This window comes from Mixta tenebrionis, from assembly GCF_006517625.1.
Taxonomy (GTDB): Bacteria; Pseudomonadota; Gammaproteobacteria; order Enterobacterales; family Enterobacteriaceae; genus Mixta; species Mixta tenebrionis.
Genome location: NZ_VHQI01000013.1, coordinates 13,580 through 35,134 on the forward strand (window position 1 = coordinate 13,580; position 21,555 = coordinate 35,134).

Below are 21,555 nucleotides of genomic sequence, written 5' to 3' on the forward strand. Positions count from 1 at the left end.
TATCCGCTCAGATAAGTGACTCGGTTTCCGGGAAACCGAAACGAATATTGAGGCACTGCACGGCCTGCGAGGCCGCGCCTTTCAACAGGTTATCTTCCGCCGCTACCACAATCAGGTGTTCCCCCTGCACCGCAAAGCCAATATCGCAGAACGGCAGCCCCACCACCGCCTTTAGCGCCGGTACGCCCTGCTCATAGAGGCGCACCAGCGGTTTATCCTGATAAGCGTTGTGGAACGCTTCCGCCACGTCGGCGCGGCTTACGCCGGCGCGCAGACGACAGGTGATAGTAGCGAGGATACCGCGCGGGAAATTACCGAGATGCGGAGTAAAAATCACCGGCACGCCAAGATGGGTTTCAATTTCCGGCTGGTGACGATGAGTGAAAATACCGTATGGCTGCAGGCTGACTTCACAAAAGCTGTTATTTAACGTCGCCTTACGGCCCGCGCCGCTTACGCCGCTGGTGGCATTAATCACCGGCCGCTGCGCATCGCTCAGCAGATTGGCCTCGATTAGCGGCTTCAGCGCCAGCTGCGAGGCGGTGGGATAGCAGCCAGGCACCGCAATCAGCTGCGCCTCTTTAATCGCCTCGTGCTGCCATTCCGCCAGGCCATAGACCGCTTTCTCCAGCCATGCGCTATGCTGATGCGTAAAGCCGTAATAACGTGCATAGAACGCGGCATCCTTGACGCGAAACGCGCCGGAAAGATCGAACACCACGCAGCCCATCGCCAGAAACTGCGGCGCCAGATGGTGACTGACTTCATGAGCGGTGGCGAGAAACACCACGTCCACCTTGCCAGCCCAGGCAGAGGCGTCGCTGAGCGGCTCCAGCGTCATATCGACGATGCCCTTCAGCTGTGGATGCAGTTCGGAAAGGCGTTTTCCCGCATCGGGGCTTTGCGCTGAAACCGCTAAAGCGGCTATGTTCATATGCGGATGACGATTCAGAAAGGTTGCCAGTTCTACCCCGGCGTAGCCGCTGGCACCAACAATCAGCGTGTTCAACATCAGGCCGTTTACCTTATTTACTGTCATTCAAACCCGGTGTGCAGCCTCATTGCCGCGCGCCCATGAAATCCAACGTTAGCCGGCGGGCTTTTTCAGTTCCCATCCTGCGCACGTTATTGTATTTTTATTCACTATTATTGCATGAATATTGATACATCCTAACTCAAGGACCGTCAACAGTGAAGACAAAATTACCGCCTTTTATCGAACTTTATCGCCAGCTAATCGCCACGCCTTCCATCAGCGCTACCGACAGCGCGCTCGATCAAAGCAATGAGGATTTAATCACTCTGCTGGCGGGCTGGTTCCGCGATCTCGGCTTTAAGGTAGAGGTGCAGCCGGTGCCAGGCACGCGCCATAAATTCAATATGCTGGCTAAAAGCGGCGAAGGCGCTGGCGGGCTGCTGCTGGCAGGCCATACGGATACGGTGCCCTTTGATGACGGACGCTGGACGCGCGATCCCTTTACGCTGGCCGAATATGACAACAAGCTGTACGGTTTAGGTACGGCGGATATGAAAGGCTTTTTCGCCTTCATTCTTGATACGCTGCGCGATACCGATATCCGCCAGCTAAAAAAGCCGCTCTGTATTCTTGCCACGGCGGATGAAGAAACAACGATGGCGGGCGCAAAATACTTTGCTGAATCGGCCACGCTGCGCCCGGACTGCGCGATCATCGGCGAGCCGACCTCGCTGAAGCCGGTGCGCGCGCATAAAGGCCACCTTTCCAACGCCATTCGCATTGAAGGCCAGTCGGGTCATTCCAGCGATCCGGCTCGTGGCGTAAACGCCATTGAGCTGATGCATGAGGCCATTGGCCACCTGATGCAGCTGCGTAATACGCTGAAGGAGCGCTATCACCACGACGGCTTCGCGATTCCTTATCCCACGATGAATTTTGGTCATATTCACGGCGGCGACGCGGCCAACCGCATCTGCGCCTGCTGTGAGCTGCATATGGATATTCGCCCGCTGCCGGGGCTGACGCTAAGCGATTTAGACGAACTGTTAAACGGCGCGCTGGAGCCGGTGAGCGCCCGCTGGCCGGGGCGTTTGACCGTCGCCGAGCTGCATCCGCCGATCCCCGGCTATGAGTGCCCGCATAACCATGAGCTGGTTCAGGTAGTGGAAAAGCTGCTTGGTACGCCGACCGAAGTAGTGAACTACTGCACCGAGGCGCCGTTTATTCAGCAAATCTGCCCGACGCTGGTATTAGGTCCTGGCTCAATTAATCAGGCGCACCAGCCGGATGAATTTATCGATATGGCATTTATTAAGCCGACGCGTTTGCTGATTGGACAACTGGTTAACCATTTCTGTTACTGACTGGCAGCATTTGGGGCAATTCACTGCAAAAATGGCGGTTTTCCCCGGCAAAGTTCCGACTTTGCCGATAAGAATAACTTATCCCACTTCAGGGTTGTTAAATTTCTTAAATTACCGGGATTTAACCGCCGCAGCCGACGCGCTTTGTGCAATTGACGAATCGGCAGTTACATGGCTAGATAAAAGGCGGCGTTATGCCCGCCAGGGCGAAAATTAAAGACAAGAAGGGTGTCAGGGGTCATATGAACGAACAATATTCCGCAATGCGAAGTAATGTCAGTATGCTCGGCAAACTGCTGGGAGATACGATTAAGGATGCGCTGGGAGAAAACATTCTTGATCGGGTGGAAACTATCCGCAAACTCTCCAAGTCATCCCGCGCGGGCAACGATGCGCATCGCAAGGAATTGCTCACCACGCTACAGAATCTCTCCAATGATGAACTTTTACCGGTCGCGCGCGCCTTCAGCCAGTTTCTTAACCTGACCAACGTTGCCGAACAGTACCAGACCATTTCGCCGCATGGAGAAGGCGCCAACCATCCGGAGCTGATGAAAAAAGCCTTTGAGCGTCTCAAGCAGCAGCCCGATCTGAACGAGGCGGATATTCGCAAGGCAATTGAATCTCTGTCGCTGGAACTGGTTCTGACCGCTCACCCTACCGAAATCACCCGCCGCACCCTGATCCACAAACTGGTCGAAGTTAATACCTGCTTACGTCAGCTCGACCATAACGATCTCACCGATTATGACCGCAACCAGATCATGCGCCGCCTGCGGCAGCTGGTGGCGCAGGCGTGGCATACCGATGAAATTCGTAAACATCGCCCTTCCCCTGTTGATGAAGCTAAATGGGGTTTTGCGGTAGTGGAAAACAGCCTGTGGGAAGGCGTACCCAATTTTCTGCGCGAGCTGAACGAACAGGTTGAAGAGACGTTCGGCTTTACGCTGCCGGTTGATTTCGTGCCGGTACAGTTTACCTCCTGGATGGGCGGCGATCGCGACGGCAATCCCAACGTTACCGCCAGCATTACCCGCCACGTTATGCAGCTCAGCCGCTGGAAGGCCGCCGATCTCTTCCTGCGCGATATCAGCGTGCTGGTTTCCGAGCTGTCGATGTCGGAGTGTACCGATGAACTGCGCGCGCTGTGCGGCGATCCGCAGGCGCTGGAGCCTTACCGCGTGATCCTGAAACGCCTGCGCGCCCAGCTGACCACCACCCAGGATTACTTGGAACGCCGCCTGAAGGGCGAGCGCCTGCCGCGTCCGGAAGGGCTGTTGATCTCTAACGATCAGCTGTGGGAGCCGCTTTACACCTGTTATCAATCGCTGCAGGCGTGCGGCATGAGCATCATCGCCAACGGTCTGCTGCTGGATACGCTGCGCCGGGTGAAATGTTTCGGCGTGCCGCTGGTGCGGATCGATCTGCGCCAGGAAAGCACGCGCCATACGGAAGCGATCGCCGAAATCACCCGCTATCTCGGCCTGGGAGATTATGAAAGCTGGTCGGAGGCGGATAAGCAGGCTTTCCTGATCCGCGAGCTGAACTCCAAACGTCCGCTGCTGCCGCGCCAGTGGGAGCCGAGCGAAGAAACGCGCGAAGTGCTGGAAACCTGTCGCGTTGCGGCGGAAGCGCCGCGCGGCTCCATCGCCGCCTATGTTATTTCCATGGCAAAAACCCCTTCCGACGTGCTGGCGGTGCATCTGCTGCTCAAAGAGGCGGGCATCCCCTTTGCGCTGCCGGTCGCTCCGCTGTTTGAAACCCTTGATGACCTGAACAACGCCAATGATGTTATGTCGCAGCTGCTGAGCATCGACTGGTATCGCGGCTTTATTCAGGGCAAACAGATGGTAATGATCGGCTATTCCGACTCGGCGAAAGACGCGGGCGTGATGGCCGCCTCCTGGGCGCAGTACCAGGCGCAGGATGCATTGATTAAAACCTGCGAAAAAGCGGGCATCGCGCTGACGCTGTTCCACGGACGCGGCGGCACCATCGGGCGCGGCGGCGCTCCGGCGCAGGCGGCGCTGCTTTCCCAGCCGCCGGGCAGCCTGAAAGGCGGCCTGCGCGTTACCGAACAGGGCGAGATGATTCGCTTTAAATATGGTCTGCCGGAAGTGGCGGTCGCCAGCCTGTCGCTCTACACCAGCGCTATCCTGGAAGCTAACCTGCTGCCGCCGCCGGAGCCGAAAAACGAATGGCGCAGCATTATGGATCAGCTATCTGCGGCATCCTGCGCGATTTATCGCGGCTACGTACGTGAAAAAGCCGATTTTGTCCCCTATTTCCGTTCGGCAACGCCGGAGCTGGAACTGGGCAAGCTGCCGCTGGGCTCTCGCCCGGCCAAGCGCCGCCCCAGCGGCGGCGTTGAATCGCTGCGGGCCATCCCCTGGATCTTTGCCTGGACGCAGAACCGCCTGATGCTGCCTGCCTGGCTCGGCGCGGGCGCGGCGCTGCAGCAGGCGATGGACGAAGGCCTGCAGGATCAGCTGGAAACCATGTGCCGCGACTGGCCCTTCTTCTCCACCCGGCTCGGCATGCTGGAAATGGTGTTTTCCAAAGCGGATTTATGGCTGGCGGAATATTACGATCAGCGCCTGGTAGATGCTTCGCTCTGGCCGCTGGGTAAGGAACTGCGCGATCGGCTGGCGGCGGATATTAAAGCGGTGCTGACCATCGCCAACGATTCACACCTGATGGCCGACGAGCCGTGGATTGCCGAATCTATCGCCCTGCGCAACGTCTACACCGACCCGCTGAACGTACTGCAGGCGGAGCTGCTGCACCGCTCACGCGCGCAGGAGGCCAAAGGCGAAGAGGCAGACGCGCGCGTCGAGCAGGCGCTGATGGTGACCATCGCCGGCGTGGCGGCGGGCATGCGCAACACCGGCTAACCGGCGTAACAACAGGCTCATACCCGTCAGGTATGAGCCTTTTTTATGTGCGGCGTGGGAAATCAGGCAACCAGCGCCGCAGCAGGGCGCACGCCCAGCGTATGGCAGATGGCGTAGCTCATCTCTGCACGGTTCAGCGTGTAGAAGTGAAAATCTTTCACCCCTTCGCGGCTGAGGATTTTCACCATATCCATCGCCACGTTAGCCCCGACCATTTTGCGCGTTTCCGCATCGTCATCCAGCCCGGCGAACATCGTGTTCATCCAGCCGGGAACCCGCACGTTCGTCATCGCGGCAAAGCGCTGCAGCTGTTTGAAGTTGGATACCGGCAAAATGCCCGGCACGATTTCCACATCAATACCGGTCGCGACACAGCGGTCGCGAAAGCGCAGATAGCTCTCCACGTCAAAGAAGAACTGCGTAATGGCGCGGCTGGCGCCGGCATCGATTTTACGCTTCAGGTTGATCAGATCGGCCTGGGCGCTTTTGGCTTCCGGATGTACTTCCGGATAGGCGGCGACGGAGATATCAAAATCCCCTACTTCCTTCAGCAGCGCCACCAGATCGGTAGCGTACATCTCCGGTCTGCCGCTGCCCGGCGGCAAATCGCCACGCAGCGCCACGATATGACGGATGCCGTTATGCCAGTAATCCTCGGCGATAGCGCGCAGCTCCTCGCGTGAAGCATCAATGCAGGTCAGATGCGGCGCCGCTTCCAGCCCGGTGCGATCTTTAATGCCTTTGATAATCGCGTGGGTGCGATCGCGTTCGCCGGAGTTAGCGCCATAGGTAACCGAAACAAACTTCGGCTTGAGGCTGCTCAAACGATCGATAGAACTCCACAGCGTCTCTTCCATTTCGCTGGTGCGCGGCGGGAAAAACTCAAAAGATACGTTAATGCGCCCGTTCAGCTCTGCCAGGCTTTGGTTCAGCGCTTCGCGCTGGTTGGCGTGAAAGAAACTCATATCCGCTCTGCCTTAATCAATCTCTAAGTGATTACGCTGGTACGTCGTTACACATCTAAACGTATAGACGTCCACATAGCCATAAGATGCGTGTTGCGCACTTTGTTGTCAATTGAAAAGCAGCCAGAAGCCGGTGATTTTCTTTCATGGCAGATGAAAAAGTTACACCACCGCCAGCGCTGGCCCAACAGCAGAGAGAGAAACTGACGTAAACGGAAGATATGCTCCTTTTTTTACCCGCTTATTATGATATTGCTTATAAAACAAACATTGAATATTTATTTATAATTATTTATTCTCTTAAAATAATTTTTAAGAAAAATAACAAAAAGTTTTTCTTTATTTACAACTCCAGAACCGGGCATCGCTAAAAAAATTTGTGATACCATAAAAATAGATCGATAACTTAAACCAAATAATTTGCCTGCTTATTATGTTCAGGAAACGTATTATGCAAAGAATGGAATATCTTTGCCTGTTATCACAATACCATTTATCAAACCTTCAGGGATGAAGCAGCATGCCGTTATCACCAGCCATAACCTTTATCTTTACTATTTTCAGGCATCATAAAAGCGCGCTATATTCGGTTATCCTTTTTTCAGCGCTGACCAACCTGCTGGTTTTATCCCCTTCGATTTATATGCTACAGGTTTACGATCGGGTATTGCCCTCCCGTAACGAAATGACTTTGCTGATGTTGACGGTTATGGTTCTTGGCGCGCTGGGGACCATCGCATTGCTGGAATACTGCCGCAGCATGATTGCAATTAACATCAGCAAAAAAATCGATCGCCATCTGAGCCTGGCGGTTTATCAGGCAGCTTTTGCCGCCAGCGTTCAGCAACAAAGCAAGAACGCCGAAAATTATTTAAGCGATGTCACTACGGTAAGGCAATTTTTTACCGGCAACGCCATTTTTTCTTTTATCGATGCGCCATGGTTTCCCGTGTTCATTCTGGTTATTTTTCTTTTTAATCCGTGGCTGGGCCTGTTTTCTTTCACCGGCGCGCTAATATTAATAGCGCTGGCAGCAATCAACCATAGAATTATCCAGCAGCCAATGAAAGAGGCAGGAGAAATGTCCCACCGTTCGGGAAATACCGCCGGCATGACGTTTCGCTATACCTCCACCATCGCGGCAATGGGGCTATTGCCCGCCTTCCAGCAACGCTGGTGGGGGCTGCATGAAAGGTTTATCCAGCTACAGCACCAGGCCAGTGAATATAATGGGCGCCTGACTTCAGTCACGCGCTTTGTGCGTATGGCCCTGCAGTCGTTGATTCTCGGCGTCGGCGGCTGGCTGGCGCTCGCGGGAGAGCTGACGCCGGGTATGATGATCGCCGGTTCAATTTTACTCGGACGCGCCCTGGCGCCTATTGAGCAGCTGATCGCTGCCTGGAAGCAGTGGGGCAGCGCCTGGAGCGCGCTGAATCGCCTGGAAGCGCTGCTCTCTCAACATCCGCCCGCCGCCGAAAAGATGCGGCTGCCCGCGCTCGAAGGGAACGTCTCAGTTGAGAATCTGACGCTGGTCTCGCCGCATAACAGCGAGGCGAACATTCTGCACAACATAAACTTCAGCCTGGCGGCGGGCGATATACTGGGCATTATAGGCCCCAGCGCCTCAGGAAAAAGTACGCTGGCGCGGCTGCTGCCCGGCCTGCAGCCGCCCACCCGCGGCGCCATTCGCCTGGACGGTGCGGATATACAACAGTGGAATCGCGAACAGCTGGGCCCATCGCTGGGCTATCTGGCGCAGGAAGTCGAAATATTTCCCGGCACCATCGCAGAAAATATCGCCCGCTTTAATCAGGTCGATCCGGAAAAAACCATCGAGGCCGCTAAGCTGGCCGGCGTGCATGAGATGATCCTGCGCTTACCCGCCGGTTACGATACGCCCACCGGTATTGGCCTGTCCGGCGGCCAAAAGCAGCGCATCGCCCTGGCCAGGGCGCTGTATGGCGATCCAAAACTGCTGATTCTCGATGAGCCGGACGCCAGTCTGGACGACAGGGGCTTACTGGCGCTGGCGCAGGCGCTGGCCGCCATGAAAAAGCGCAACGCTACGGTCATTCTGATTACCCATCGCAAACAGCTGCTGACGCTAACTAATAAGCTGCTGGTTTTACAGGCAGGAGAAGTAAAAGATTTCGGCGCCACCCCTGCGGTATTAAACAAATTAATCAGCGCGGCGACGGTAAAAAGCAAGGCTGCTCAGGCTGGCGCCGAAGAAACGACACAGGCTGGATTAACAGGATGATAGTTACTGATGGATCAGAAAAAAGATTTTATTGTCCCGACGCCCGATGAAAACGCCCATCGTGGAAAGGATGAGCATTATTACCAGCGGATGGGGCTGGCCATCATTTTTATCGGCGTTATCGGTTTTTTCAGCTGGGCTGCTTTTGCGCCGCTGGATAAAGGCGTAACGGCATCAGGCACCGTTATTGTTTCCGGTAACCGGAAAATGGTGCAGACGCCGGTTAATGGCATTGTCGATAAAGTCTGGATAAAAGAGGGTGACAGCGTTCAGGCCGATGCGCCGCTGATTACCTTAAGCCGCACCGCAGCTCTGGCGCGCTATGAGCAGTCGCGGGATAAATATCTCTCCGCCGTGGCTACCGTTGCCCGGCTGGAAGCGGAGCGGGATAAGCAGGCGACGCCGCGCTATCCCGCCGCGCTTCGTCAGGAAGAGTGGCAGGCGCAGGGGGAAGCCGTTATCGCTCTGCAAAACCAGCTGCTTGCCGCACGCCGGCATGCCCTGCTCAGCGAAGTAAATACCAGCCAGCATATGCTGGCCGGCCTGACACAGCAGATAAAAAGCCTGCAGCGCGCCCTGGCCCTGAAACGCAAGCTTAACGCCAGTCTGCAACAGCAGCTGCACGATATGAAGGAGCTGGTGGCAGAACATTTTCTGCCGCTCAATCGCTACCGCGAATTAGAACGCCAGCAGCACGATACGCAAGGTCAGGCGGAAGAGCTGGCAGGACAAATAGCCGTTAATCAGAAAAAACGGGATGAGATTGAACAGCGAATCGATCAAATAGAGCGTGAATACGATAAAGAGGTTCACACCCAGCTCGAAAAAGCCGCCGCCAGCATTAACGAACAGCAAAATAATATGCAGATTGCCGCGGAGGATCTTAAACATACCGCTATTGTCGCCCCCGTATCCGGAACGGTAATGTCCCTTGCGGTGTTAACGCCCGGCAGCGTGCTTTCCGCTGGCGAAACGCTAATGGAAATTGTGCCGGATAACACGCCGTTAATTATTGATGCGCAGGTCACTGCCGATCTGATTGATAAAGTTACCCCAGGGCTGCCGGTCAATATGATGTTTACCGCGCTGAATCAAAACCGCACGCCGGTAATTCCGGGGCGCGTCAGCCTCGTCTCGCCTGACCGGCTTATCGATAAAAAAAGCGGCGCCCCCTATTACGCTATCCAGGTTACCGTCAGCGACGAGGGGATGACGCTGCTGCGACATGAAGATATTCGACCGGGCATGCCGGTTGCCGTGTTGATTAAAACCGGGGCGCGTTCGCTGTTGAGCTATCTCTTCAAGCCGGTCTGGGATCGCACCGCTACCGCTCTGACCGAGGAGTAACTGATGCATCACAAGATAATCATGCTGCTGTTTTGCTGCGGTTTTTGTCTGCCGGCCCGCGCCATCGGCATTATGGAAATATACGCCCTGGCCCAGCAGCAGGATGCGCAGTTCCGCGCCTCGGTTGAAGAAAAAATGGCGGGCGAAGAGTATAAGGCGATGGGGCGTGCAGCCTTGCTGCCTTCCATTAACCTTTCCTACCAGAACGGCGTAAGAAACTGGCAAACCGCCGAGGTGCCGCAGCGCAAAAGCGCACTGAATCCAAACATGGAAAAGGTCATCACCCATCGCCGCTATCAGTCGCAAAGCGGTTCAGTCACGTTAACTCAGCCCCTTTTTGATTACGAAGCGTGGGCCAGCTATCAGCTGGGAATCGCGCAGACGCTAATGGCAAACGATCAATGGCGCGCCAGCTTTATGGAACTGGCGGTGCGGGTGGTTAACGGCTACCTCGACCTGATCGCCGCACAGGAAAAAGTCGCCCTGACGCAGCAGCAACAGGCCGCTCTGCGGCGGCAGCTTGAGCAAAACCACCGCTGGCTGCATGCCGGCGAAGGTACGGTTACTGAGATAGCAGAAACGGAATCACGCCTGGCGCTAACCGCAGCAGAGCTGTTTGCCGCACAGGATGAACAGGATAAGGCGCACAGAACGCTGGAAAGCCTAATCGGGCAGCCGATCGCCAACCTGGCTCAGCTCGACAGGCTGCTACCGGAGCCTTTTCAGCCAATTCCACTCTCTCCGCTCCATTTTGCGCAGTGGCAGCAGATCGCGCTGAAAGAGAATGCTGAGCTGGCGGCGGCCAGGCAGCAGTTGCAGATTAGCTTTTATCACCGCGAACAGCAGCGCGGCGGATTTTTTCCGCGCGTTCAGCTCTATGCCTCGCACAGTATCAGCCACTCCTCCAGCGATACCACCATCGATCAACGCTACGACAGCAGCAGCGTCGGCATCCAGCTTAACTATGCGTTTTATTCAGGCGGCTACAGCCGCGCCGCCGTCAGACAGGCCAACGCGCGCTATAACCAAAGCAAGTTTGATTTAGAAAAAAGCACTAATGAGATCGTGAATAACCTGCACAACTATTTTGACCAGTGCCGCCACGCCGGCCAGCGCCTGGGAGCGTATCAAAAGGCGGTGAGGGCGGCGGAAATTCAGGTTACGGCCACCCGCCAGGGAATTAAGGCAGGCCAGCGTACCAATATGGATTTACTCAATGCGGAATACCAGCTCTACGGCGCGCGGCTGAATTTAATTAATGAACAGTATCAACATATGCGCGCCTGGCTAATGCTGAACTACTATTCCGGCCAGCTTACGCCCGACAAACTGAAAATCATCGCCGACTATTTTTCATCATAATGCTATTGGCTAACTCATAAATAGCCTGTTTAATTATTAAGCGCCGATAAAAAAGAGAAACGGCAATTAAACAGGCTGTCGCATTGCGAATAACAGCATAATTACATTAACCATTACTCCGGTTAAGCCGCCCTGTATTTTACTCGTCCTGAAGCCAGCCGGCAGAGAGAGGAGTAATTTACGCCAGCTCAGGTTTTATCTGGGTGTTTTACTTATATATTAAAAAAATAACCTTATTCTTCAGGATATTTAATTAAACTTACAGCAAAAGGAATGCCAATGGCTATTTTTGATTATCAAAATAAAAACGATATAGCGTTAATTAACGATGCGCTGACGCTAAACGCCTACAGTACTGAGCTGGCCGGCTTTACGCTGGATACCTCTTTTCAGCAGCGCGCTGCTGAAAGCGGCTGGAAAGTTTTAAGCGCGCAGGATTTATCCTATTCAGGATCCTTTGACCAGCACAATATATTTAACGGCGAAACGCTGTTTTACTGGTCTGCGCAGGTTAACGTATTTGGTAAATATAACGATGCCGGAGATTTAGTCTCGATCGGCGTGTGCTACTGGGGAACCGGTGATGTGAAAGGCGTCCCTGGCGAACAGCTCAACACCATGACGGATAGCCTGCACGATATCCTGATTGCGCTGGAAAACGAATTCAGCGAAACCTATGTCAGCAACGCCTTTGGCAATTTGCTGAGCTGCGTCGCCCGCCTGGCCACGGAAAACGGGCTTTCCGGCAAAGACGTTATTTTTAGCGGTATGAGCCTGGGCGGCATGGCGGTAAACAGTACGGCGATGGCCTCGGCGAACAATGCCTGGGACGGTTTTTATGAAGATTCCAGCTATATCGCCATCTCCTCGCCGGTGCAAAATACCTACGATGATAAGGTGCTGAATATCGGCTGTGAAAACGATCCGGTTTATCGTGCGCTGGAAGGCACATCAATTAACTTTCCCGGTACTTTCTTTGAGCATGACAAGCCGCTGGATACCTGCGTTAACAACCTGGTGATATTCAATGACTATTATGGCTCTGAAGATTTCACTATTTTATCTATTGCCGGACAGACGTGGGGAGCCTGGGCAGGCCACGATGCTGTAAATTATATTGAGGGTTTACAGAGCATACTTAACTCTCTGACTTATCAAATCACCAACAGAGATTCCACGGTTATCGTTTCCCGTATGTCTGATGAAATGCGCGAAAAAACCTGGGTAACGGATCTGAACCGCTTTGCCGAACCGCACGAAGGCCCGACCTTTATTTTTGGCTCCGATAAAGCGGACCTGATTGCCGGCGGCAAAGGTATGGACTACCTGGAAGGCTTTGCCGGCGACGACAGCTTCCGCGATGCGGGCGGCTTTAACCTTATCGACGGCGGCGCGGGCTACGATCTGTTCGATCTGCAGGGTGAAATCAGCAAAACCTCTATTGCGCAACTGGCCGACGGCATTCTTGCCATTAAGGGGGCCGACGGCGGCATCACCCTGCTGCACGATGTCGAGGCGATAAAGGAAACCTACTGGTTTCTCTGGGACAACTACCTCACCTATGAGGTGACCAACGAAGGGCTGACGCTGGACGGCAAGCTTTCCCTTACCTACGCCAATACCGTACACGCCAGCACCGAACGCAGCGGCGAAATCTTCGCGCCGGAAAACGGCGGCTTCTACGTTGACCAGACCAGCTGGCTGATGGGCTCCGCTCAGGATACGGTGATGCACGGTTCTCACAGCAGCGACGTGTTCATCTGTCAGCAAGGCGATGACATCATTTATATCAACGGCGGCGACGACATCATCCTGCTGACCGGCAACGATATCGGCAATAAAACCGTTTACGGCTTCGGTCAGGATGACAAGCTGGCGTTTATGGTTAATGCGCAGACCACCGCCAACGGCAACTATCTGGATTATCTGTCGCAGTGTGAGGACGGCGTACAGTTTACCTGCGATGCGGGCAGCGTCACGCTGGTAGGCGTCACGCTCGATCAGCTGCATGAAAGCCAGTTCGTACTGGCCTAAGCGCGCCGCCTGACGGACAGCTTGAAAAACAAACGGGTGACCAATGTCACCCGTTTTTTACTTACCTCACAGCAGCTGCGCCAGCCGGTTAATATCGGACTGTATCGCCCCCGCCGTCACGTCACGCCCGGCGCCCGGCCCGCGGATCACCAGCGGATTATCCCGATACCAGCGGCTCTCAATCGCAAACACATTATCGCAGGGCAGCAGCGCCGCCAGCGGATGTTCAGGACGCACCGCCTCGATACCAACGCGCGCCTTGCCGTTAGCGTCGAAGCGCGCAACGTAGCGCAGCACCAGCCCCAGCTCCTGCGCCGCCTCCAGCCGTTGCAGCATCTGCTCGTTCAGCGCCTCGCTGTTTTCAAAGAAGTGATCGACAGAATCGCTTTCGCCGCCCGCAGGCACCAGCGACTCGACGCGCACCTGATCGGGCTCGATATCGTAACCCGCCTCGCGCGCCAGAATCACCAGCTTGCGCATCACGTCCAGCCCGGAAAGATCGACGCGCGGATCGGGTTCGGTCAACCCCTGCTGCCACGCCTGATCCACCAGCTCGCTAAAGGGCACCGTGCCGTCAAATTGCAGGAATAGCCAGGAGAGCGTACCGGAAAAAATACCGCTGATAGAAAGAATAGTATCGCCGCTCTCTCGCAGATCGCGCACCGTATGGTTGACCGGCAGGCCGGCGCCTACCGTCGCGTTATAAAGCCAGTGGCGTCCGGTTTTGGCAAAGGCGTCGCGCACCTGGCGCCAACGATGGCTGCCCGATGCGCCAGCGACTTTATTTGCGCTCACCACATGAAAACCGTAGCTGGCAAAATCCAGATATTGCTCAGCCAGCGACTCACTGGCGGTGACGTCCAGCACCACTAAATCATCATAAGGATGGGCGCGCATCCACAGGAAGAGCGATTCCTCATCCTGCGCAACCGCCTCATCCTCAAAAAACGCCATGGCGCGACTGGCATCCAGCCCGTCATAGCTCAGCAGGCTGCGGCGGCTGTCCACCACGCCCGCCAGCACAAATTCAAAGCCGGTACGCGCAGAGAGGCTTTTCTGCTCGCGAGCGAACAGCTCCAGCCAGCGTGAACCGATATTGCCTTTACCAAACAGCACCAGGCCAATGCGTTTCTCGGCGCGGAACAGCGACTGGTGCAGCCCCTGGATCAGATGCTGCGTCGGGCCGACGCGCAGCACCGCCACCAGGCTGATACCCTCTTCCGACTGCCAGATAAACTCTACCGGCTGATCGTTAATCTGCTGCCAGAAGCGATGGCTGTGCAGCGGATTACGGCTTACGCCGGCGCCGACCAGCGCCACCAGCGCCAGCCCTTCACGCAGCTGGAGGCGCCCCGGCAGCCCCGCTTCCAGCAGCAGTTCGAAGGCGCTGTTAACCACCTCGGAGGTGTAGCAGAGCTGTAGCAGGCTGCGATCGCTGTGCACGCCGGTCGCCAGCGGACGAATCTGCGCACGCTTCAGCAGATGATCCACCTCCTTATGCAGCGCCGCAAAATCGTGCTGCGGCGGCACCTCAATCTCAATCAGGCAGACATCGTCATGGCTGGTAACGATGCGCGCGCCGGTACCGGAAGCCAGCACGCGCTCAATGCGCGTCGATCCCTGCTCCGGTTGGTAGCTGCAGCGCAGCTGTAGATCGATATCGCTATTGGAAACCGGCTGCAGGGTGCGGGCATGCAGCACCGGCGCCGCCAGGCGCGCCAGTTCGCTGGCCTCGTCCAGACGCAGCAGCGGCAGTAGGCAGGCATCCTTAACCTTGCGCGGATCGGCGCTGTACACCCCCGCTACGTCGCTCCAGATAGTAACGCGGCTGACACCTGCCAGCGCGCCGATCTGGGTGGCGGAATAGTCAGAACCGTTACGCCCCAGCAGTACCGTTTCGCCGGCGTCGTTACGGCAGATAAAGCCGGTAACCACCAGGCGCTGATGCGCGTGCTGCGTCATCAGCTGCTGCAGCAGAGGCCAGGATTTTCCTTCGTCAACCTGCGGCTGCGCCGCACGCTCGGCGCGCAGAAAATCACGCGCGTCCAGCCAGCAGGCCGCCAGATCGCGCTGTTGCAGCACCGCCGCCATCAGGCGCGCCGACCACACCTCGCCGTGCCCCACCACTTCGGCATAAACCGCATCGGTAATCTGGCCGTCCAGCAGACCGGCCAGGTACTCCAGATCCTGAATAAAGCGCGCCAGCAGCGGCTGGGCGATATCCGCTGGCAGCAGGCCCTTAATTAAATCGGACTGATAACGGCGCAGACTCTGCTGTACCTGATGCGCCGACAGCCGATCGCTCTGGCTCAGCTTCAGCCAGCCGATCAGTTGGTTAGTGGTGCTGCCGGCGGCGGAAACCACCATCAGATCGCCAGGCTGGCTGTAATCGGCCATAATGCCGGCAACGCGCTGATAGCAGCTGACATCAGCAAGGCTGCTGCCGCCAAATTTATGCAGCTGCCTGCTGTTCGACGCGCCCGCTGTGGCTGAAATACTCATCTGTTAATCCTCGACCGCCGCCCGGAATGCCTGATCCAGATCGGCGATTAAATCTTCGTGATCTTCTATCCCAACCGATATGCGCAGCAGGGCGTCGGAGATACCGGCCTCCGCTCGCGCTTCCGCAGACATCCCGGCATGGGTCATGGTCGCGGTATGGGAAATTAAACTTTCTACGCCGCCCAGCGATTCCGCCAAGGTAAAGAGTTCCAGCGCCTTCAGGAAACGGCGCAGGCGCGCTTCATCGCCATCCAGCTCAAAACTTAGCATCGCGCCGAAACCGCGCTGTTGGCGCGCTGCGAGCTGGTGGCCAGGGTTTTCCGGCAGGGAAGGATGATACAGCTTTTTCACCAGCGGCTGCTGCTTCAGATAATCAATAATTGCCAGCGCGTTACGCTGTGCCGCCGCCATGCGCGGGCCTAACGTGCGCATACCGCGCAGCAGCAGGTAGCTGTCGAAGGCGGAGCCGGTTACGCCGATATTATTCGCCCACCAGGCCAGCTCCGTCGCTGTCCCGGCCTCTTTGGCAATCACCGCTCCTGCTACCACGTCAGAATGACCGTTGAGATATTTGGTGCAGGAGTGCAGCACCAGATCGGCGCCCAGCGCCAGCGGATTCTGCAGCGCCGGGCTGAGAAAGGTGTTATCCACCACGCTCACCGCGCCGGCGGCGCGCGCGGCGGCGCAGATGGCGGCGATATCCACCACGCGCAGCAGAGGGTTGCTGGGGCTTTCCACCAGCACCAGCTTCGGCTTCTGCGCCAGCGCCGCCTGCAAAGCTTCAGCATCGCCCTGATCGACGAACTTCACGCGGTATGCGCCGCGTTTGCTCTGGCTGTCAAACAGGCGATAGCTGCCGCCGTAGCAGTCGTGCGGCGCCACCAGCAGATCGCCGGGCTTCAGGAACAGCGTACAAACCAGATGAATCGCCGACATGCCGGTATTAGTCATCACCGCCCCGGCGCCGCCCTCCAGCTCAGCCAGCGCCCGCTGCACCACATCGCGCGTCGGATTGCCCCGGCGCGAATAGTCATGGGCGCGCGGCTGGTTGTAATCAGTGAAGTTATAGGTGCTGGAAAGGTGGATCGGCGGGACAACGCAGCCATACTGTTCGTCATCATTCAAACCGCTACGTACTGCGATAGTTGCCTGTTTGCGCGTCATGGTGCTTACTGTTCCTGAAAGGGCCTGAAAGAAGGCTCACAGGATAACATCTCGCTTCTGGACGTCAATACATCTGGACATCTAAATGTCTTTGCGTATAGATTGAGCAAAGGCGCAATAACCGCTAAAATTGCGGGACATTGCCCTGCTGTAAAACGTCTTACCTCAACCGGCAAAGCGGCTGTTATATGCTGACTTTAATTAGTGAGACGTGGAAAGATCGGGCATAATTGGCTGATTTCCGGCACTTTCACTTTTAATAATTAAGGTAACTCATGGCTGAATGGAATGGCGAATATATCAGCCCTTATGCTGAGCATGGTAAGAAGAGCGAGCAGGTTAAAAAAATTACCGTGTCTATTCCGCTGAAAGTATTAAAAATCCTGACAGACGAGCGTACGCGCCGTCAGGTAAACAATCTGCGTCACGCCACCAACAGCGAACTGCTGTGCGAAGCATTTTTGCATGCTTTTACCGGGCAGCCGCTGCCGGACGACGTCGATCTGCGTAAAGAGCGCAGCGATGAAATCCCGGAAGAGGCGAAGAAAATTATGCGTGAACTGGGGAAAGATCCCGATACCTGGGAATATTAATCCGTCGGTTGCGCCCATAAAAAAACCCAGCCGAAGCTGGGTTTTTTCTTGCATCCGCTCCGCTGAAACCAGGGTAGCGTCTGCCGGGAAACTTATTTGCTGCCCGGAATGCTGAAGCGTTTGTTGAAGCGCTCAACACGGCCGCCGGTATCAACAACACGCTGTTTACCAGTGTAGAACGGGTGGCATTTACCGCACACGTCCAGGTTCAGATCGTGACCAACGGTAGAACGGGTTTTGATCACATTACCGCAAGAACAAGTTGCAGTAATTTCAACATAGTTAGGATGAATACCTTGTTTCATGGGATAACCTCAGTAAAGGCCGTGTCGCTCTCCCGCGCCAGGAAAAACCTGCGCCGGCACCACACGTGGATTAAAGATTCTGGTGATTTTTGATACTTTTTTCTGCATCAAAGGCGGCGAACTATACAGAAAATAACCGCCCGATGCAATCGAATCCGCACATTTATGGCGACCCGGTGTACACTACGCCGTCCAACTCTGTTTACGGATAACCTCATGCCCGTTGCTCAGGTCGCGCTGCCCGTTCCGCTGGCGCGCAGCTTTGATTACCTGCTTCCCGCTCACCTGCATCCCGTGCCGGGCGGCCGCGTGCGCGTGCCTTTCGGCAACCGTAAGATGGTCGGCATCGTGGTAGGGTTCAGCGAGCAGAGCGATCTGCCGGAAGCGCAGCTGAAAAGCGTGCAGGAAGTTATCGACAGTGAATCGCTGTTCCCACCTTCCCTCTGGCGCATCCTGCACTGGGCGGCGGATTATTATCATTATCCGCTGGGCGAAGTGCTGTTTCATGCCCTGCCGGTGCTGCTGCGTCAGGGTAAACCGGCGCAGGAGACGCCGCTCTGGCAATGGTTTATCACCGAACGGGGGCGCGAAACCGCCCCGGAAAGCCTGAAGCGTGCTCCCAAACAGCAGCAGGCGCTGGCCGCGCTGCGTCAGCAGCCGCTTTACCGCCATGAAATCGCGCAGCACCAGCTGGCCGATCAGGCATTACAGGCGCTGCGGGCGAAAGGGCTGTGCGATCTGCGCGAACAGCTGCCCGCCAGGGAGGAGTGGCGCGCCAGCTTCAGCATCAATGGCGACCGGCTGCGTCTCAATACCGAACAGGCGATGGCGGTTGGCGCTATTCGCAGTGAGGATGAGCAGTTCGCGCCCTGGCTGCTGGCAGGCATTACCGGTTCCGGTAAAACCGAGGTCTACCTCAGCGTGCTGGAAAACGTACTGAGCCGGGGCCGACAGGCGCTGGTGCTGGTGCCGGAAATCGGCCTGACGCCGCAAACTATTTCCCGCTTCCGCGCGCGCTTTAACGCGCCGATCGATGTGCTGCACTCCGGCCTGAACGACAGCGAGCGTATGGCCGTCTGGCTGCGCGCGCGCCAGGGGGAAAACGCTATCGTTATCGGCACCCGCTCGGCGCTGTTCACGCCTTTTGCCCGTCCGGGCGTAATTATTATTGATGAAGAGCATGACAGCTCCTATAAGCAACAGGAAGGCTGGCGCTATCACGCCCGCGATCTGGCGGTGTTCCGGGCGCGTGAGGAAAACATTCCCATTGTGATGGGATCGGCGACGCCCGCGCTGGAAACGCTGCATAACGTACAGAGCGGCAAGTATCGTCAGCTCAACCTGAGTAAACGCGCCGGCAATGCCCGCCAGGCTACCCAGCAGCTGATCGATTTAAAAGGCGTCCAGCTGCAGGGCGGCCTCTCTCCGGCGCTGATACAGCGTATGCGTCTGCATCTGCAGGCGGATAATCAGGTGCTGCTGTTCCTTAACCGCCGCGGCTTTTCGCCCGCGCTGCTGTGCCACGACTGCGGCTGGACCGCCGAATGTCCGCGCTGCGATCACTACTACACGCTGCATCAGCAACAGCGCCAGCTGCGCTGTCATCACTGCGACAGCCAGCGTCCGGTGCCGCGCCAGTGTCCGCAGTGCGGCTCCACGCATCTGGTTCCGGTAGGATTGGGCACCGAGCAGCTGGAGCATAATCTGCAGGGCCTGTTTCCCGCCGTGCCGCTGTCGCGTATCGATCGCGATACCACCAGCCGCAAAGGCGCGCTGGAGCAGCATCTGGCCGACGTATTTCGCGGCGGCGCGCGTATTCTTATCGGTACGCAAATGCTGGCGAAAGGGCACCATTTTCCTGACGTGACGCTGGTATCGCTGCTGGATGTGGATGGCACCCTGTTCTCCGCCGATTTCCGGGCGGCGGAGCGTTTCGCCCAGCTCTATACTCAGGTCGCCGGACGCGCCGGACGCGCCGGCAAACAGGGCGAAGTGCTGTTGCAAACCCATCACCCGGAACATCCGCTGCTGCAGATCCTGCTGCATCAGGGCTATGACGCCTTTGCCAGCCAGACGCTGCATGAGCGCAAAAGCGTACAGCTGCCGCCGTTTACCAGCCATGCCCTGTTCCGCGCCGAAGATCATGACAATCAACAGGCCGCCGCCTTTTTACATCAGCTGCGCAACCTGCTGGAGGCGAGCCCGCTGCGCGACGAAACGCTGTGGATAATGGGGCCGGTTCCGGCACTGCAGGCAAAACGCAGCGGACGCTATCGCTGGCAGCTTTTACTGCAGCATCCGGCGCGTCTTCGTCTGCAACAGCTGTTAAAAAGCTCGCTGCCGCTGATTTCTACCCTGCCGCTGGCGCGTAAAGTAAAATGGACGCTGGATATCGATCCGACGGAAAGCTAAGCGGCGTCCGGCGCGAAAGTTTGCGAGCTGGATCGAAAAACCTCGGATAAGTCACAATTTTTATGCAATTTGGGTAACGGCCCTCCGGACAATCTGTTAAAAATGTGATGACCGTCAGCTTTAGCCGCAACAAGCGCAGCCTGACGAAACATAACGGACAGCAAGTCAGATCGGCGCAGCCGATGCGAGGAGAAAAGCGTTGGAGCAGAACCAGGCGTCGACGGCAGCGACGATGAAAGATGTGGCTGAACGGGCGGGAGTCTCAACCGCCACCGTGTCGCGCGCGCTGATGAATCCTGAGAAGGTTTCGGCGGTAACCCGTCAGAAAGTCGAACAGGCGGTAATTGAGGTAGGCTATTCCCCCCATGCGCTGGCGCGCAACGCCAGGCGCAGCGAATCGCGCACTATTCTGGTTATTGTGCCCGATATCTGCGATCCCTTTTTCAGCGAAATTATACGTGGCGTGGAGGTCACCGCCGCGGCGGAAGGCTATCTGGTGCTGATCGGCGACTGCGCGCACCAAAACCAGCAGGAAAAAACCTTTCTCAGCCTGATGCTGACGCGCCAAATCGACGGCATGGTGCTGTTAGGCTCGCAGGTGCCTTTCGATACCGGCGTAGAGGAGCAGCGCAACCTGCCGCCGATGGTAATGGCGAACGAGTTCGCGCCGGACCTGGAGCTGCCGACGGTGCATATCGATAATCTGACGGCGGCTTTCGAAGCGGTCAATCATCTGTGGCAGCTTGGCCACCGCCGTATCGCCTGCATCGCCGGGCCGGAAGAGATGCCGCTCAGCCACTATCGCCTGCAGGGCTATATCCAGGCGCTGCGCCGTCACGGCCAGGATGTCGAGCCGCGCTATATCGTGCGCGGCGACTTTACCTTCGAGGCGGGGGCCGCCGCCTTTAAACGGTTGATGGCGCAGCCTCAGCCGCCGGAAGCGCTGTTTTGTCACAACGACATTATGGCGCTGGGCGCGATGTCGCAGGCGAAAAGCATGGGCCTGCGCATTCCGCGCGACATCTCCCTGATTGGGTTTGACGATATCGAACTATCCCGCTACAGCGATCCGCCGCTCACCACCGTCGCGCAGCCGCGTTTTGCACTGGGACGCGAAGCGATGCTGCTGCTGCTGGAGCAGCTGCAGGGTAAGATGGTACGCAACGGCTCGCGGCTGCTGGAGTTTGAGCTGAAGCTGCGCGGAAGCACGATACACGCCAGTTAAACCGCCGCGTGCCGCCGTTCAGGCAGTTTCAGCAAATTCTTAAACGACTCACTGCTGGTCAAACTTCCAGCCCTTGAGTAACATGGCGGGCTGACAGCCGGATAGCTGCGGCGCGCCCGTTTCAGCGCCCGCTCGTCCGGCAGGCATTTTCT

Annotated in this window: 15 protein-coding genes; 10 read left to right on the forward strand and 5 right to left on the reverse strand. The window is 56.7% G+C overall.

From position 1 onward, the window contains the following. Positions 1-7: 7 nt before the first annotated feature. On the reverse strand, positions 8-1,012 hold the full coding sequence (gene argC / locus FKM52_RS17805; RefSeq protein ID WP_141177605.1) for an N-acetyl-gamma-glutamyl-phosphate reductase: 1,005 nt from the start codon (positions 1,010-1,012) through the stop codon (positions 8-10). A 179-nt stretch (positions 1,013-1,191) separates the two neighbouring features. On the opposite strand from argC, the gene argE reads away from it, so the two are divergent. The 3 genes from argE to ppc are packed head-to-tail and all read left to right on the forward strand — an operon-like array spanning position 1,192 to position 5,234. Beyond that, entirely contained in the window at positions 1,192-2,340 is a 1,149-nt protein-coding gene (gene argE, locus FKM52_RS17810; protein ID WP_141177502.1) for an acetylornithine deacetylase, read from the forward strand. Beyond that, a complete protein-coding gene (locus tag FKM52_RS21745) occupies positions 2,309-2,557 on the forward strand; it encodes a hypothetical protein (protein WP_167519759.1) in 249 nt (82 codons plus the stop codon). The genes argE and FKM52_RS21745 overlap by 32 nt, the downstream gene beginning before the upstream one ends. Positions 2,558-2,582: 25 nt before the next feature. Then, positions 2,583-5,234, forward strand: a complete 2,652-nt coding sequence (gene ppc / locus FKM52_RS17815) for a phosphoenolpyruvate carboxylase (RefSeq protein WP_141177503.1) — start codon at positions 2,583-2,585, stop codon at positions 5,232-5,234. Between the two features lie 62 nt (positions 5,235-5,296). On the opposite strand, the gene metF is transcribed toward ppc, so the two are convergent. Continuing rightward, complete coding sequence (gene metF, locus FKM52_RS17820) at positions 5,297-6,199, reverse strand: methylenetetrahydrofolate reductase (protein WP_141177504.1); 903 nt, start codon at positions 6,197-6,199, stop codon at positions 5,297-5,299. Between the two features lie 520 nt (positions 6,200-6,719). Here metF and FKM52_RS17825 point away from each other — a divergent pair. The 4 genes from FKM52_RS17825 (at position 6,720) to FKM52_RS17840 (ending at position 13,202) form a co-directional block, all read left to right on the forward strand. Then, positions 6,720-8,459 carry a type I secretion system permease/ATPase gene (locus FKM52_RS17825; RefSeq protein ID WP_141177505.1) on the forward strand — a complete coding sequence of 580 codons (1,740 nt, stop codon included), beginning with the start codon at positions 6,720-6,722 and terminating at the stop codon, positions 8,457-8,459. 9 nt (positions 8,460-8,468) lie between these two features. Further along, on the forward strand, positions 8,469-9,806 hold the full coding sequence (locus FKM52_RS17830; RefSeq protein ID WP_141177506.1) for an HlyD family type I secretion periplasmic adaptor subunit: 1,338 nt from the start codon (positions 8,469-8,471) through the stop codon (positions 9,804-9,806). A gap of 3 nt (positions 9,807-9,809) precedes the next feature. Next, positions 9,810-11,168 (forward strand): TolC family outer membrane protein, encoded by a 1,359-nt coding sequence (locus FKM52_RS17835; protein ID WP_141177507.1) that lies wholly within the window; start codon positions 9,810-9,812, stop codon positions 11,166-11,168. 279 nt (positions 11,169-11,447) lie between these two features. Then, a complete protein-coding gene (locus FKM52_RS17840; protein WP_141177508.1) occupies positions 11,448-13,202 on the forward strand; it encodes a polyurethane esterase in 1,755 nt (584 codons plus the stop codon). Between the two features lie 66 nt (positions 13,203-13,268). Here the strand turns inward: FKM52_RS17840 and FKM52_RS17845 are convergent, their stop codons facing one another. Then, positions 13,269-15,704 (reverse strand): bifunctional aspartate kinase/homoserine dehydrogenase II, encoded by a 2,436-nt coding sequence (locus FKM52_RS17845; RefSeq protein WP_141177509.1) that lies wholly within the window; start codon positions 15,702-15,704, stop codon positions 13,269-13,271. A gap of 3 nt (positions 15,705-15,707) precedes the next feature. Then, a complete protein-coding gene (gene metB, locus FKM52_RS17850) occupies positions 15,708-16,868 on the reverse strand; it encodes a cystathionine gamma-synthase (RefSeq protein ID WP_141177510.1) in 1,161 nt (386 codons plus the stop codon). A gap of 275 nt (positions 16,869-17,143) precedes the next feature. Between metB and metJ the strand changes: the two genes are divergently transcribed. Continuing rightward, positions 17,144-17,461, forward strand: a complete 318-nt coding sequence (gene metJ / locus FKM52_RS17855; RefSeq protein WP_038629044.1) for a met regulon transcriptional regulator MetJ — start codon at positions 17,144-17,146, stop codon at positions 17,459-17,461. A gap of 92 nt (positions 17,462-17,553) precedes the next feature. On the opposite strand, the gene rpmE is transcribed toward metJ, so the two are convergent. After that, a complete protein-coding gene (gene rpmE, locus FKM52_RS17860) occupies positions 17,554-17,766 on the reverse strand; it encodes a 50S ribosomal protein L31 (RefSeq protein ID WP_104958924.1) in 213 nt (70 codons plus the stop codon). A 216-nt stretch (positions 17,767-17,982) separates the two neighbouring features. Here rpmE and priA point away from each other — a divergent pair, with 216 nt between their 5' ends. Further along, complete coding sequence (gene priA, locus FKM52_RS17865) at positions 17,983-20,178, forward strand: primosomal protein N' (RefSeq protein ID WP_141177511.1); 2,196 nt, start codon at positions 17,983-17,985, stop codon at positions 20,176-20,178. A gap of 199 nt (positions 20,179-20,377) precedes the next feature. After that, positions 20,378-21,403, forward strand: coding sequence for a DNA-binding transcriptional regulator CytR (gene cytR, locus FKM52_RS17870; protein WP_141177512.1), 1,026 nt, complete (start codon positions 20,378-20,380; stop codon positions 21,401-21,403). Positions 21,404-21,555: the final 152 nt, after the last annotated feature.